Raw genomic sequence first — 15,031 nt, 5'->3', positions numbered from 1 at the left:
TAATTATTAAATGATTTGAATTTCCTTAACTCTTAAGTGATGCATCATCTCTCGAACAAATACAAAGTAGGTAAAAATATAAAGCTGATTTGGAGCCACTTGGTTTGTATAGTAACTTAAATGTTCAATAAAACCATTAAATCCATGCTCAAGCTCAGTACGGCTGATTTGCTTTTTAGCATTAAAAAATAACTGACTCAGTTGTGTCATAACAGCATCAGACGTAACAGCTACACCACTTATATTTAAATTTCTGAGGGGCTGCGACTCGATGATTTCTTCAATAAAATAAATCATCTTTTCAATCGCAAGCTCATCAATAACACCATTGCTAATACTTTTTGAATTAATAAAACCTAAGCCCTGCTCAAGGTGAAGGTGTTGGCTATCTAAATCAAACGAGAGACTATTTAGACCAAGCGAAAATTTTAAAACCGAGTCGGGATGAATCATAAAAATAGCTTACCGTTGAGTTTTACTCATAAGATTAATTTCTTTATAACCTTAAATTGTGCAAGTTTGTTCAATATTTAGAGTTAATGGCACTAAGCATCATTAACACTATCTATAATAAAAACCTCTTTAAAAAGATGAAAAATCAATCTTATATTCATCCAATCCTACGATTAAAAAATAGAGTATAAACATGAAAAATTTAGCAATTTTAGGTATTACGATTTATAGCTTTGCACAACTTACCAATGCAGCCACATTAAATGTAAAACCATATGGTACGACTCAAGACGGTCAAAAAGTTGATTTATACACCATGAGCAATAACAAAGGAGTCTCGGTATCTTTTATTAGCTTCGGTGGTGTAATTACACAGATTTTGACTCCCGATGCACAAGGCAAACAAAATAATATTGTTTTGGGCTTTGATGATCTAAAAGGTTATGAAGTCACTGATACCAAGGAAGGCATTCATTTTGGCGGATTAATTGGTCGTTATGCGAACCGTATTGGCAATGCTAAATTTAACTTAGATGGAAAAACGTATAACCTTGAAAAAAATAATGGGCCGAATTCATTACATAGCGGTAATCCCGGTTTTGATAAACGTGTTTGGCAAGTTAAGCCCCTCGTTTCTAAAGGTGAAACCGTTAAAGCTTCTCTTAAGTTAACCAGTCCAAATGGTGATCAAGGTTTTCCCGGAAAATTAGATGTAGAAGTGATCTACAGTCTTTCAGATCAAAATGAATTCCAGATCGAATATAAAGCCAAAACTGATCAACCGACAGTCGTCAACCTTACCAACCACAGTTATTTCAACTTATCAGGCGCTGGCAATAACCCTTATGGCGTGCTAGATCATGTAGTACAACTCAATGCAGACCGTATATTGGTAACCGATCAAAACTCTTTACCCACAGGTGAAATAGCTTCGGTTGCAGGTACACCTTTTGATTTTCGGACACCTAAAGCAATCGTAAAAGATATTCGAGCGAATAATCAGCAATTGGCCTATGGATATGGCTATGACCAAACTTGGGTAATTAATCAAAAGTCTCAAGGGAAACTCAATCTTGCAGCTATTGTGGTTGACCCAAAATCTAAACGAACCATGCAGGTTTTAACCACTGAACCAAGCGTTCAAATGTATACAGCCAATCATTTACTCGGAAATGTTACTGGTGCAAATGGCGTACTCTATCGACAAGCAGATGCGCTAGCATTAGAAACACAGCATTTTCCAGATAGCCCGAATCAATCAGCTTTCCCTTCTACACGTTTAAACCCAAATCAAACTTATAACAGTGTCACCGTATTTAAGTTTGGTGTTCAAAAATAATCTTTTCAATGAGGCTAGGTTCATATTACAAAGACTCTCAGCTAAATATGGCTGAGAGTCTTTTCATTTATTTTACTTTTGTGTTGGGTAAAAATGCAGTTGCAAAACCAAGTAATGGCAACAATGAACATAAACCAAATACCCATTCAATGCCGTTAATATCGGCTAAATGTCCTAACCCAGCTGCGGCAATACCACTTACCCCAAACATCAGACCAAACATTAAACCTGCAATCATACCCACACGGCCCGGAACAGCTTCTTGTGCGTAAACTACCATTGCAGCAAAAGCCGATGACAACACTAAACCTGCAATAATTGAGAAAACTGTTGTCCAAAATAGGTTTGCAAACGGCATCATTAATGCAAACGGCGCCATACCAACAAATGAAACCCATATCACAGCTTTACGGCCAATTTTGTCACCAATTGGGCCACCTGCAAATGTACCTAAAGCAACGGCTGCCAAAAAGGCAAACAAATGCAACTGAGCTGTTTGAATGCTGATATGGAACTTTTGAATTAAGTAAAAGGTAAAGTAGTTACTAATGCTAGCAATGTAGGTAAATTTAGCAAACATCAACACACTAATTGTGCTCAAAGCAATAATCAGCTTACGGCCATGCAATTTACTATGTGCTTGAGTTGCACGTGCAGCTACCTGATTTTTAGCATGACTCACAGTCCAACGGCTTACGCCAAATAAAACCCAAATCGCCAAAAGTGCAAATATCACTAAGCCGGCAACTGCATGCTGTCCAAATGGAACAATCAGTAAAGCTGCTAATAATGGACCAATGGCTGTCCCGGTGTTTCCGCCCACCTGAAAAGTCGACTGTGCTGTACCGAAGCGCCCACCCGATGCCATTCGTGCCACCCGCGAAGCCTCTGGATGAAAGGTTGCAGACCCAACCCCGATGAGGGCAGATGCACATAACAACACTGCAAAACTTGGTGAAAATGCTAACAAGATAATGCCGCAGAATGTGACAACCATTCCGAGTGGGAGAAGATATGGTTTTGGATATTTATCGGTATAAAGTCCAATCCAAGGCTGTAGCAGTGAACCTGTAATTTGATATACAAACGAGATCAGGCCAACTTGGGCAAAACTCAGTGAAAAGTTTGCTTTTAGCATTGGATAGATGGCTGGTAGCACTGCCTGAATTAAATCATTCAGTAAATGTGCGACTGCCACGGCGCCTACAATTTTAATAATCATTCCTTGAGGCTGATCATTTGCAACGGTATTGGCAATACCATCTTTCAATTGTATTGAAGACGTCATACCTGAAAAACTCCAATATTTTTAAATGAGAAGCTTATTGTAAATTGTCGCTTATAAAGTTATCTTCCAATAATCATCGTATAAGTGACAATTTTTAGGATAGTTTATGTCCGATTCTCTTATTCAGTCTGATTTATCTGAACTGGTGATTGGGCTATCTTCCGAGCATTCTTACCGAGAAATCACTCCTACCCATACGCATACACGTGCGCAGTTTTTATATGCGTCCACTGGCAACATTCAGGTGTTTACACCTAATCATGTGTGGATTGTGCCACCCATGTGTGCATTATGGATTCCAGCACATGTAGAGCACAGCGTGATTTCACTGAGTCACGTTAAGTTAAATACGGCGTTGGTTGAAATAAATGCAGCAGCTCTAATGGGACAACATTGCTTTATTATTCGAGTCAGTAACCTGTTACATGAACTTTTGATTCGTTTAAATGAAATTGAACGAGAGGACACTCCAAATACAGCAACCTCTCAAGAGCTTTCCCGTTCTTTACAAATTTTGATTTTTGAAGAAATCCATCGCGCTAATTTGTTGTCTATTCAGATTCCGTGGCCTAAAGACAAAAGACTCTTAAAAATTTGCCAAGAGTTATTACATACTCCTGACCATTCAAAAGATTTAACAGATTGGGCTGATGATATTGGTACGAGCTCTAGAACTTTAATGCGTATGTTCCAAAAAGAAACTGGGCTGTCTTATCGGGCATGGGTACAGCAAATGCATATTGCACTTGCCTTGAGTAAAATCGCGAATGGCGAATCTATTACCCAAATTTCAGAGTCACTGGGGTATACAAACCCCAGCGCATTCAGTGCAATGTTTAAGCGACATCTAGGAAAAACACCTCAGCAGTTTAGAAGTGCCGCGATGTCGCTATAAGTCTTTTTTTTAGTGCGGATCTCATGTTTTTCCAATAAATCATCGAAATCATGATAGACATGAAGTTCTCGATCTTTGGCGGTTCTGGCATGGTCTAAGCGCTGTTCAGGATCAACTAAAACAAGAGTATGACCATCATCAATCAGACGATCTACGCCTTCTAAAAACATACGTTTACCCACATCGTGGATAAGTGAAATCTGGGTTAAATCAATAACGATTGTGCTTTGATCAGTTGTCTCGTCTTGTAAAATACGCAACAACATTTCAGCTTCGGTAAATTTCAATACACCCCGAAGCACATATACACTTAATGATGCATCTTTTCCTGTACGGTAATGACTTTGTACAATGGTCTGGGCAGAAGGCGTACCTTCCATGAGATGTAATCCCATGTCACGAGATAATCGTTCTAAAATATCGATTCCTCGAACACTATGACCATGCTCATCTAGTCGAGGTGAAAAAGCAGCAATACTGACCTGACCCGGCAGCACACCCAAAATCCCCCCAGCTACACCGCTTTTAGCAGGAATACCTACAGTTGAAAGCCAGTCACCCGCAGCATCATACATACCACAGCTCATCATGACACTGAGGACTTGTCTAACTACAGATCGGTTTAATAGGCGTTTTCCAGTTCTAGGGTCGACCCCGCCATTGGCAAGTACACTACCCATACGTACCAAATCTTTAACTGTAACCATGATCGCACATTGTCGAATGTAACCATTCACAATATCAACAGGGTCAGTTTCCAAAATCCCCACTGTTCGCAACATATAACCGATCGAAAGATTACGGTAGGCTGTTTTGACTTCCGAATCATAAACAGACTCATCAAAACTTAATTCACGACCAGCAAGCTCGCTCATAAAACGGCGTAGAATTTCTGCGCTATGTAAACCATGCTTGACCTGAATCAAGGAATGTACAGTAATTGCGCCAGAGTTAATCATCGGGTTTTTCGGACGGCCATCTTTACCTAATGAAATTTCATTAAAGGCTTCTCCTGAAGGCTCTACCCCTACTTTAGCAAGTACTGCATCAATGCCAAGCTGTTGTAAAACATAGGCATATACAAATGGTTTTGAAATTGATTGTATGGTGAATTCAACATCATCATCGCCAACCGAATAAATTTCACCATCTACCGTAGACATTGCTAAAGCTAATCGATTTGGGTTTGCATTTGCCAACTCAGGAATATAATCGGCGAGATGACCGCTGTTATCGATGTCACAGGCTTCTATAACATTTGCCAAATATTCTGGGAGAGGGGTTTTCATGGTCAGTAACCTTAAATGAGGAGATTTACAACATCGCGCAAAATTTCAGCACAACCTGCTGATAATATTAAAATTATATCTTTTGTAATGATTTAAATATCACGATATAAGTATTCTAATTCCGATGAGTTATCCTTTTCAAGCTCATTATAGGTTTTTCAAAACTTTAAACTAAAGATTAGATTATTCTTTCTACAAATAAGATCCCATTTAAATGATCGACTTCATGTTGAACAATACGAGCAGGAAAACCATGGAAAATCGTTTCCACCGTCTCGCCCTGAAGTGTTAAATATTTAACCTTAACCATTTCTGCGCGTTCAACTTGCCCCCGCTCGTCTGGCACACTTAAGCAACCTTCTTCACCTAAACAAACTTCATCTGAGAACTCTAAAATCTCAGGATTCACCATGACCACTGCTTCCATTTCAGGTGCATCGGGATAACGTGGGTTTGGACGAGACGCCACAATAATGACGCGTTTAGAGATATACACTTGCGGCGCAGCAATTCCTACCCCATTACGCTCAAGCATTGTCGCATGCATAGCGTCAGCAAGCTGATAAAGCCAATTACTGTTTAACTCATTTGCCGACACAGGGGCCGCAGTCAGTTTCAAAATATCTTCACCACGCTTCGCGACAGGTAAAACTACACTCATCCTTTGACTCTCTCATTAAACTGGCTATAACAAGTTTTATTGTGTCGCTGAACGAAACAAAAGAAAAGCCATTCCTACATCTGTTTTTGTTTCATCTAAAGCGTTTTTTGTTTTAAAGCTTTTTTGATCTGAGCAGGTCCAATCGACGTTGGCATATAGAACAAATTTCCTCCATTTACTTTTACTTCACTTTTCCATTAATATCCAAGCTTCAATTACAACAATTAAGTAAAAAATGGATCAGGAATTAACTTTGCAGGACGCGAACTATCTTAATAAAGAAGATAAACGAACTCTTGCCCTTTCTTCATTGGGTGGAGCTTTAGAGTTTTACGATTTTGTGATTTATGTGTTTTACGCCAAAATCATTTCCGACCTCTTTTTCCCCAGCACACTTAGTCCGTTTTGGGCCATGCTCAATACTTACGGCATTTTTGCAGCAGGTTATTTTTTTAGGCCCTTAGGCGGGGTTGTCATGGCCCATTTTGGTGATTTGGTGGGGCGTAAAAAACTATTTTCGCTTTCTATTTTGCTGATGGCGCTGCCTACCCTGTTTATCGGGATTTTGCCCACTTTTGAAAATATTGGATATTTGGCACCGCTACTTTTATTGCTCATGCGTGTGGTGCAAGGGATTGCGATTGGGGGTGAAATTCCAGCTGCATGGACCTTTGTATCTGAACACGTGCCTGAAAGAAAAATCGGACTAGCAAATGGTTTATTAACTGCCGGACTGTCTTTAGGAATTTTACTAGGTGCGCTCATGTCTTTATGGATTTCACTTAATTTTAGTGAAAGACAAATCCATGACTGGGCATGGCGTATTCCTTTCATTGTGGGTGGTGTTTTTGGACTCGTTGCACTTTATTTAAGAACGTATTTGAAAGAAACCCCTGTGTTTAAAGCCATGCAGGCCCGTAAAGAAATTTCTAAAGAAATGCCTGTAAAACAAGTCTTAAAAACGCATAAAACAGCCGTTGCAATTGGCATGTTATTTACATGGTTTTTAACGGGATGTGTGGTGGTGGTGATTTTAGCCATGCCAAATTTGTTGATTGGTTCATTTGGCTTTGAGCGCGCACAGACTTTTGAAATGCAAAGTGCAGCCATTGTCATGCAAATGGTGGGCTGTATTTTGGCAGGCTATTTTGCTGACCGTTTTGGCTGTGGCAAAGTCATGATGTTTGGTGCACTTGCCGTGGCACTTACAGCGGCAGTTTTTTATAACAGTTTGGGGCACGCGGCACATTCAACCATTTTTGGTTTATATATGTTGTTGGGTCTATGCTCTGGTACTGTCGGCATGGTGTCGAGCAGTATGGTTAAAATGTTCCCCGCGCCTGTGCGTTTCTCGGGCATTTCATTTTCTTATAATTTATCGTATGCAATTGTTGGTGGTATGACCCTGCCTTTAGTGCATTGGCTCAGTCAATATAGTGATATTGGTGCGATGTATTATATTTTCGCGCTAACTATTTTGGCCTTTGTAACTGCCTTTGTGTTTTGGAATAAGTTTGAAAAAAACAGGTATTAAACGCTTTAACTTATTAAATAAAAAACCACGCCTATTACGTGGTTTTTTTAATGCTGCTTATTTTAGAAAGTAAACCCGATATTAAAGTTAATACGGTATAGCCATTTATCACTATTTGGTGAAGTTGCAGAGGTATACCCTGTTGAGTTGGTTGCCCCACCAATAATGTTAGAGTTTTTACCCCAGGTATAATCTGCCCAAACCATAAATGGTGAAGCAATAAACATCATCCCTGTGGTATTCATTTGCGAGTCTGACCAATCATCACGTTTTTTATCGAGATAACTATAATCATTATAAAACTTAATGGCTTTTAGCTTGCCCATATTGGTCACAGGCAACGTATAAGCAAGGTTTAAACTGGCAATGGTTCCTTCCGAAGCAATGAAATAAGCAGGTGTAAAACCATTATTGCCCATTAAAGTCATGTCACTATTTACACCATCCGGATTTTTAGCATCGTATTGATAATGAATGACCGAGCTTTGTAAATTAAAGCGTTTGTAGTTGTTTTCGGTATGCAAACCGACTGCATAATATTTACCGTCTTTATCGGTCACTTTGTTATGTAGCTGAGCGATTGCACCCGAGACACCAAACTCTTGCTTACCGAAATCAGTTTCTAACTTGCGCACAATGCGGGTATTAAACTGATGACGTTTTTCATTTTGATAGGCTTTTTGAGATGGAAATGCATTTCCTGCCAAGTCATCATAAGTTGCACTTTCTGGTGAATAACGCAAGTTAGTCTCTAACATTTGCGGGTAATAACCGAGTTTTACATCCCAATCTTTGTCGTGATAATTCCAGTTAATCCCTGGCGCAATATTGTTGCCATAACCTAAAAAGAATGGGATGTGGTAGGTCCAGCCATTTTGCGGATAGGGATAAATCGTAAATGGTTTATAAACCAAACCTGCTTCAATGCTGTTATTGGCATCTAAGTTATAGCCGACATATGCTTTTTCAATGGACGTTTTCTGTTGGTCTTGAAATAGATAGCTGGCGTTGATATAGGCATCATCAAACTTACCTTTAAGATCTACCCTAAAAATATCAAAATAGAGCTTACCGAAACCACGGTTTGGCCCTTCCCAATCTTCATAGCGTTGATTTAACCGAACCACCCCACCTAACTTTAATGAGTCGGTGCCGTCATCACTTTTCCATTCAAGCAATGAGTCTTTTGCAAATGCATTGACGCTTACCCCCAGCGTAAGCGGTGCAATGAATGCCATGATCAATGAAGTCTTTTTCATCTCTACATCCTTGATTGAGTTCCAGCGTCCTGCTGGAACTTTATTTGTTTTACCTGTAAAACTTCGTTTTTATTGTTTTTTAGACAAAAAAATTTATCTAAAAAAAGGATGGCTTAGCAGCTCCCATCGCATATGTACTAAACCATCCAAACTGGTTAATACAGTTTCTTTTGCGGTGGACCCGCGAAGTTTAATGGTCCAATCGAGTTCATATCGAGCTCAATCACAGTTGGCCCTTCAAATGCAACCGCCTCTTGAATGACAGTTTTAAACTCATCTGCACTACCGACTTTCCAGCTTTTCACACCCATTGATTCGCCAAGAAGTTTGTAGTCTGGCGTATGCAATTCATTGAAATACTGACGACCACCAAAGTAGTTATTTTGAATGCCACGCATTACGCCATAACCACCGTCATTCATAATCATTAAGACCATGTTGGTGTTTTCTTGCACCATAGTTGCAATTTCACCAATACCCAGCATTAAGCCGCCATCGCCGACTAAACCAATTACTTTTTTGTCAGGGTTAGCAACCGAAGCACCAATTGCTGTTGCAAGACCTAAACCAATTGCACCCGCGAGTGAGTGGATGTTTTGGTTTGGTGCTTGTACAGGGAATAAACGACTGCCCCATGTACTACCCGACATGGTGATGTCACGTACAAAAATACCGTCTTGAGGTAAAGCTGCACGCAAGTGATCACAAATTAAAGCGTATTGGTCGATTTGTTTACGCAGCGCATCAATTGCAGCCTGTTTAGCCGCTACTACAGCAGCATCGTAATCAGCATCGATTTTTGAAGTTCCTTGAAGCTGTTCTAACACACGTGTTAAGACATCTTTGGCATCACCACAAATGAAGTTGCTGATTTTGTAATTACGTTGCTGAGCCACTGGGTTGGCATCTACCTGAATAATGTTTTCAGGGAACTCAACCGAATAAGTTTTTGTTTCATTACTACGTAAACGAGAACCCACTACCACCATCAAGTCAGCATCTTTTAATAACTGCTCAACACCTGCTGAGTTATGGAAAGCACCCAAACTACGTGGATGATCATCTGCCAACACCCCACGAGCATGAGTCGATGAAACAACCGGAATACCTGAATCTGCAATTGCTTTCACTTCTGCAACGCTATTTAAAGTTCCACCGCCAATCCAGAAAATCGGACGTTTTGCTTTTTTGATTTCACTGACAAGATGGTCAATTTCAGCTTGCTCTGCCTGTGGTAACTCAAGTGCTTTGACTGGCCCTAAGTTAAGTGGCAAATCAATTTCGGCTGCTTGTACATCAATTGGTAGCTCAACACTTACTGGCCCCATTGGAACTGTAGTTGCAACACGGATGGCTTCACGTATTACACCAATAGCATTGTCTGGGCTGGTAATACGGAACGCTGCTTTGCTTGATGCGCGCAAGAATGTAAGTTGGTCTTTAGTTTCATGGATGAAACTTGCATCACGGTCGAGATATTCACGCTCAACTTGACCTGTTAAATGCAATACAGGGCTACCCGCATTCATTGCTTCAATCAGTGAACCCACTGCATTACCAGCGCCAGCACCCGTACTGGTTAACGCTACACCTAGGCCTTTAAAGCGTGAGTGTGCATCTGCCATAGTAACCGCACCCGCTTCACCACGAGCTGCGACAAAGCGCATTTTTTCACGGCGCCCTACTGCATCGGCAATAGGTAAATTGTGGATGGAAATAACACCATAAATACTATCAACTTGGTGCGCTTCTAAAACTCTTGCGATTGCTTCGCCTACATTTACACGTTCAGTCATGTCTATTCCTCAAAATTTGTTTTCAGTCCTTGAATTTATTAATCGCACCAAGGGTTAGGCTGTTCATTCAGCCCCATATAAATACTCTTTTGTTGCATGTACGATAAAATGCCCAAACGGCCTTTTTCGCGTCCGATTCCACTGTCTTTAAAGCCACCAAACGGCGCACTAATCGAGAATTTTTTGTAGGTATTAATCCATACCGTTCCCACTTCTAAGGCACGTGCAATACGCCAAGCTTTGCGATAGCTTTCAGTCCAGATACCTGCAGCAAGGCCAAAACAACTGTCATTGGCTTGGGCAATTAAATCTTGCTCGTTGTCATATTTCATAACGACTAAAACAGGGCCAAAAATTTCTTCCTGACAGGTTTGAGCACTGTTATTTAAGCCCGTAATAATGGTCGGTAAGTAATAGCTTCCTTTGGCATAGTCACCAGTCGTAAGCGCTTCACCACCAATTAGAACTTGACCACCTTCGCTTTTAGCAAGCTGCACATAGCGGTCAACTGACTGCAAATGTTTGTCATTGACCAGTGGCCCTAAATGCACACCCGCTTGTTCCGGATGGCCCACACGTAAGCCTTTGGTAATTTCAACCAAACGCGTTAAAAACTGATCGTAAAGACTGCTATGAATAAACAAGCGAGAACCTGCGATACACGCTTGGCCTGCCGAGCTAAAAATACCGTACGCGACACCTTTAGCTGCCAGTTCGACATCTGCATCTGGCAAAACGATAGTTGGTGACTTACCACCTAACTCAAGCGAAGTAGTAATCAGTTTATCTGCGGCAATGTGTGCCAAATGACGCCCCGTGGTTGTTCCACCTGTAAAAGAAATTTTACGAACCAAGGGATGTTGAGCAATGGCATCACCAATCACAGAACCACGCCCCACTAACACACTGAGTAAGCCTTTTGGTAAACCTGCTTCTTCAAAAATTTTGGCAAGCTCTAAAGCAATCAGTGAAGTTGCTTCTGCTGGTTTTAAAACCACGGCATTTCCTGCTGCCAAAGCTGGAGCAAGCTTTTGAACTTCACTCGCAATTGGAGAGTTCCAAGGGGTAATAGCTGCCACAACGCCCACAGGTTCATGCACACTCATGGTCATAAAATCTGGAGCACGTTGAGTAGTGAGCTCATCATTCAACGTTTCACATGCTGCTGCAACATAACGTGCAGTCGCCGCCGCGCTCATCACCAAACCGCGAGTTTCGGTTAAAGGCTTACCATTATCGCGGGTTTGTAATTTCGCTAATTCGTCTACACGCGCTTCAATAATGTCTGCAACTTTGTAGAGAATACGTGCGCGCTCATGCGGCAAACTGTTTCTCCAGCTCGGTTGACGCCAAGCCTGATCCGCTTTTTCAATTGCTTCATTTACATCTTCAAGCGTTGCTGTTGAAAGCTCAGCGTTTACCGACTGATCTGCCGGAAACAGGCTTTGAATGACTGCACCACGGCCTAATCGCCATTCACCTGCAATATAAATTTCCTTTGCCATGATCAAATCCTTCTTAAATCTGTATTGCTTCTACACTGTTGCGACAAGCACGAATCACGCTAAGCGCAGCCAAAGTTGATGTTTTCGGGTTACTTGGTAACGGCACGCCCACCAGTTCAATAGTCATTTGCCCAAAGCCACCTTCTGCCACAATGGTGTGTTTGTTTTTGTTGATGGTTGGATCAACAGTTAACTCAACCATGGTTTCATCCATACCAAGTCCTGCAAGTGCAATGGTTGCTGCAACGTTGGCATTCGCTGGAAATTTCATGGCAGCTTCACGCGCAGTTCCTGTGAAAAAAACTGTAGCTTCAGCAACATGGTCTAGATCGACCAATTGCTCTGCATAACTACCTTTCCAACTTTTTGGACTTTTGCAGCCTTTGTAAGTGACTTTTTGCAAACCACCTTCTTTGGCCGCAGAAATACCGTCAATGCCTGCGATAGCCCCTGCAAGTAAATGCAGATGGGCATCATTTTTTTCGGCAGTTTGTTTAAGCTGAATTAAAAACTCGTTATCAGCCAAAGTACCCACCGAAATCAGACCAATGGTCCAGCCTTTCGCTAAAACTTTTTGAGCATGCTCTTTTACTGCTGCTTGACCTGCCACCTCAATGACATAGTCTGGGGTACCATCACATTGCTCAATATCTGAAATTACTTGAATGTCAGAAGAGACTTGTGACTGCACTTTTTCAATGCTGCGAGATGGCACGACAATCCACTTGAGTTGCAGATCTTGAGGCAAGTGGGCATACACTTCTGCTGCCATTGCGCCAAAACCAATCATCATCAACTTTTTCATGACAGCACCTAATATTTATAAATGTTTGTTAAAACCACCTGAGACATCTATTGCCGAACCTGTGGTGTAAGATGCCAATGGTGATGCCAAGAAAACTAAAGCACGTGCAGGCTCTTCTGGACGGCCTAAACGCTGCATAGGAATGCCACGATTTTTTGCGATATTGCCTGTCCATTCTTCCCATGACAGATTTAAATCTGAACGGGTTTCATAACGGCGTTTCCACTGCGCAGATTCCACCATTCCGAGTAAAATCGAGTTCACACGAACACCATATTGAGTAAACTCATGAGCCAACGAATGGGTTAAGTTCAACAGTGCAGCGCGTGCAGATGAAGTCGCAATCATGTGCGGTTCCGGTTGTAGTGCCAGTAACGAGTTCACATTGGTAATTGAGGCATTTGCCGACTGTTTTAAGTCGTCAAGAAAAGCCCGTACCGGATGTAAAACACTGAAATATTTCAGCTCGATTTCTTTCATCCAGTCTTCATCTTGTGTGTTTTCAAAATTTGAAACACGGCCTTGCCCAGCATTATTAATGAGCATGTCCACATTGCCCAAATTGAGTTTGACGTCTTTGGCAAATTGCTGAACTTCTTCTTTTTTCAACACATTACATGCTTTGGTAAAAATATTGGCATGTGGAAATTTTTCTAAAATATAGTGCTTAGAAGCATTTAAACGTTCTTCATCGCGACCACACCAAGCAACTTTTGCACCCTCTGCAACTAGTATTTCAACAGCAGCCAGCCCAATCCCAGATGAGCCACCGGTAACAACTGCAACTTTTCCTTCAACTTGGAAGCTCATAATCCTTAATCTCTCTTACGATTGTTCCTGAATCGTCAACATAATTTGGTTAAATGCTTGCGGTTGGTCGACATAACTTAAATGTCCTGCATCCTCTATGACGAAGCGCTGTTCCAACTGCAATTCCTGAGCAAGCTCTTGTATACCTAACGCAGGAGTGATTTGATCTTGCTGCCCTGCAATGACTGTGCATGGGACTTTTAAATTGGTTAAGTAATTACGTATTTCGTCATATGCCAGTAAGTACGATGCATGGGTGAAACCTTTTAGGGTCAACTGCTGCATCACCTCTGAAACTAAAGCTAAGGCTTGTGGTTCTTGTTTATAAATCAAATGAGGTCCACGGCTTTCGGCCATTCCTTTAGCACCGAGTTCTTTCAACATTTTTGGTCTTTTTTCAAAAACCTGAATTTGTGTTTGCTCATCGTGGCGTTGGTAGCCTTGAGCTAAGTTAGCAACAACCAAGTGTTCCACTCGCTCTGGGTAAAGTGCAGCAAATGCACTGGCCTGTAAGGCACCTAATGAGTGTCCGACCACAATTGCTTTTTCAATTTTTAAAACATCAAACAATGCTGCCAAACGCTTTGCGTAATCAGTAGCATTGGGCTGATCAGTTAAAAGTTCATCTGATTTGCCATAGCCCGGTGCGTCCCAGGCAATGACATGAAAATGATGAGACAGCACTTCAAGTTGGTTTACCCATGAAGCAGAACCTGAACTAATGCCATGCAACAGTACAAGGTACTCACCCTGACCGGCTTCCCGATAGGCTTGCTGCTGGCCTTGAACAGTAACGGTTTTCACCGGAAATTCTGCTAACTTTTCAATGAGTGTCATCATTTTCAATTCTTTCCTTCATTCACTTCATCAAACAATTAACGTTTGATTTGAGACAATGGATGCTCTGGTGGATAGTTCGGAATGGTTGGTTTACCTGTTCCTAACATCACACACATCAAGGCATCTTCTTGACCTGGGTTAAATAGACCACGGTAAATACCCGGTGGAATTGAAATCAGGTCACGCTCTTTTAAACGGGTCTGGAATTTCTCGCCGTTATGCTCAATAAACAAATCAATTTCGCCGCGAAGCATAAAGAACACTTCTTCAACATCGTGGTGAATGTGCAAAGGACCTTCACACTGTGGTGGTAGAACCATGGTTGAAAACGTGAAGTTTTCTGCTGGTACAGTGTTACCGTCATTTGCAACACCTGTTGCACCCGTGCCCATGTAACGCATTTGTGCACGGCGATATTTCGGGTCGTAATCTGCTTGGAACTTCAAAGCATCAAAGTCATATTTACGTGTCTCAAAGCGAGCAATACGTGTGTTTAACCAATCTTCTAAAGAAGCACCCTCTGGTTGTGCCCACGATTCGAATTGTTGTGTAGTCAT

14 protein-coding genes are annotated in these 15,031 nt (G+C 41.3%); 3 read left to right on the top strand and 11 right to left on the bottom strand.

What is annotated here, in order from left to right:
• Window positions 1–6 precede the first annotated feature (6 nt).
• Complete coding sequence (locus HJG58_RS10965; RefSeq protein ID WP_170248889.1) at window positions 7–453, bottom strand: hypothetical protein; 447 nt, start codon at window positions 451–453, stop codon at window positions 7–9.
• Window positions 454–646: 193 nt separating this feature from the next.
• Between HJG58_RS10965 and HJG58_RS10960 the strand changes: the two genes are divergently transcribed.
• Window positions 647–1,792, top strand: a complete 1,146-nt coding sequence (locus HJG58_RS10960) for an aldose epimerase family protein (protein ID WP_170248888.1) — start codon at window positions 647–649, stop codon at window positions 1,790–1,792.
• A 67-nt stretch (window positions 1,793–1,859) separates the two neighbouring features.
• Here HJG58_RS10960 and HJG58_RS10955 read toward each other — a convergent pair whose 3' ends face one another.
• On the bottom strand, window positions 1,860–3,080 hold the full coding sequence (locus HJG58_RS10955) for an MFS transporter (protein WP_216076563.1): 1,221 nt from the start codon (window positions 3,078–3,080) through the stop codon (window positions 1,860–1,862).
• Between the two features lie 106 nt (window positions 3,081–3,186).
• Between HJG58_RS10955 and HJG58_RS10950 the strand changes: the two genes are divergently transcribed.
• Window positions 3,187–3,975 carry an AraC family transcriptional regulator gene (locus HJG58_RS10950; protein WP_170248887.1) on the top strand — a complete coding sequence of 263 codons (789 nt, stop codon included), beginning with the start codon at window positions 3,187–3,189 and terminating at the stop codon, window positions 3,973–3,975.
• Here HJG58_RS10950 and HJG58_RS10945 read toward each other — a convergent pair.
• Window positions 3,942–5,264, bottom strand: a complete 1,323-nt coding sequence (locus HJG58_RS10945) for a glutaminase (protein WP_068566367.1) — start codon at window positions 5,262–5,264, stop codon at window positions 3,942–3,944. The genes HJG58_RS10950 and HJG58_RS10945 overlap by 34 nt on opposite strands.
• Before the next feature lie 178 nt (window positions 5,265–5,442).
• A complete protein-coding gene (gene def, locus HJG58_RS10940; RefSeq protein ID WP_170248886.1) occupies window positions 5,443–5,925 on the bottom strand; it encodes a peptide deformylase in 483 nt (160 codons plus the stop codon).
• A gap of 235 nt (window positions 5,926–6,160) precedes the next feature.
• Between def and HJG58_RS10935 the strand changes: the two genes are divergently transcribed.
• Window positions 6,161–7,459, top strand: coding sequence for an MFS transporter (locus HJG58_RS10935; RefSeq protein ID WP_170248885.1), 1,299 nt, complete (start codon window positions 6,161–6,163; stop codon window positions 7,457–7,459).
• A 62-nt stretch (window positions 7,460–7,521) separates the two neighbouring features.
• On the opposite strand, the gene HJG58_RS10930 is transcribed toward HJG58_RS10935, so the two are convergent.
• The 7 genes from HJG58_RS10930 to HJG58_RS10900 form a co-directional block, all read right to left on the bottom strand.
• Window positions 7,522–8,718 (bottom strand): hypothetical protein, encoded by a 1,197-nt coding sequence (locus tag HJG58_RS10930; protein ID WP_216076562.1) that lies wholly within the window; start codon window positions 8,716–8,718, stop codon window positions 7,522–7,524.
• Between the two features lie 155 nt (window positions 8,719–8,873).
• The gene (locus HJG58_RS10925; RefSeq protein WP_170248884.1) at window positions 8,874–10,514 is read right to left on the bottom strand and encodes a thiamine pyrophosphate-binding protein; all 1,641 of its coding nucleotides are present in this window, start codon (window positions 10,512–10,514) and stop codon (window positions 8,874–8,876) included.
• Between the two features lie 38 nt (window positions 10,515–10,552).
• On the bottom strand, window positions 10,553–12,019 hold the full coding sequence (locus tag HJG58_RS10920; protein ID WP_005124539.1) for an aldehyde dehydrogenase: 1,467 nt from the start codon (window positions 12,017–12,019) through the stop codon (window positions 10,553–10,555).
• 13 nt (window positions 12,020–12,032) lie between these two features.
• A complete protein-coding gene (locus tag HJG58_RS10915; protein WP_057077353.1) occupies window positions 12,033–12,824 on the bottom strand; it encodes an aspartate dehydrogenase in 792 nt (263 codons plus the stop codon).
• Window positions 12,825–12,839: 15 nt separating this feature from the next.
• Entirely contained in the window at window positions 12,840–13,634 is a 795-nt protein-coding gene (locus tag HJG58_RS10910; protein WP_004703156.1) for an SDR family oxidoreductase, read from the bottom strand.
• Between the two features lie 15 nt (window positions 13,635–13,649).
• On the bottom strand, window positions 13,650–14,474 hold the full coding sequence (locus HJG58_RS10905; protein WP_170248883.1) for an alpha/beta fold hydrolase: 825 nt from the start codon (window positions 14,472–14,474) through the stop codon (window positions 13,650–13,652).
• 35 nt (window positions 14,475–14,509) lie between these two features.
• The gene (locus HJG58_RS10900) at window positions 14,510–15,031 is read right to left on the bottom strand and encodes a cupin domain-containing protein (RefSeq protein WP_170248882.1); all 522 of its coding nucleotides are present in this window, start codon (window positions 15,029–15,031) and stop codon (window positions 14,510–14,512) included.

The organism is Acinetobacter geminorum, assembly GCF_013009345.1.
GTDB classification, from domain to species: domain Bacteria; phylum Pseudomonadota; class Gammaproteobacteria; order Pseudomonadales; family Moraxellaceae; genus Acinetobacter; species Acinetobacter geminorum.
The sequence above is the reverse complement of the archived record's forward strand: the minus strand, read 5'-3'. Positions and strand labels throughout refer to the sequence as shown.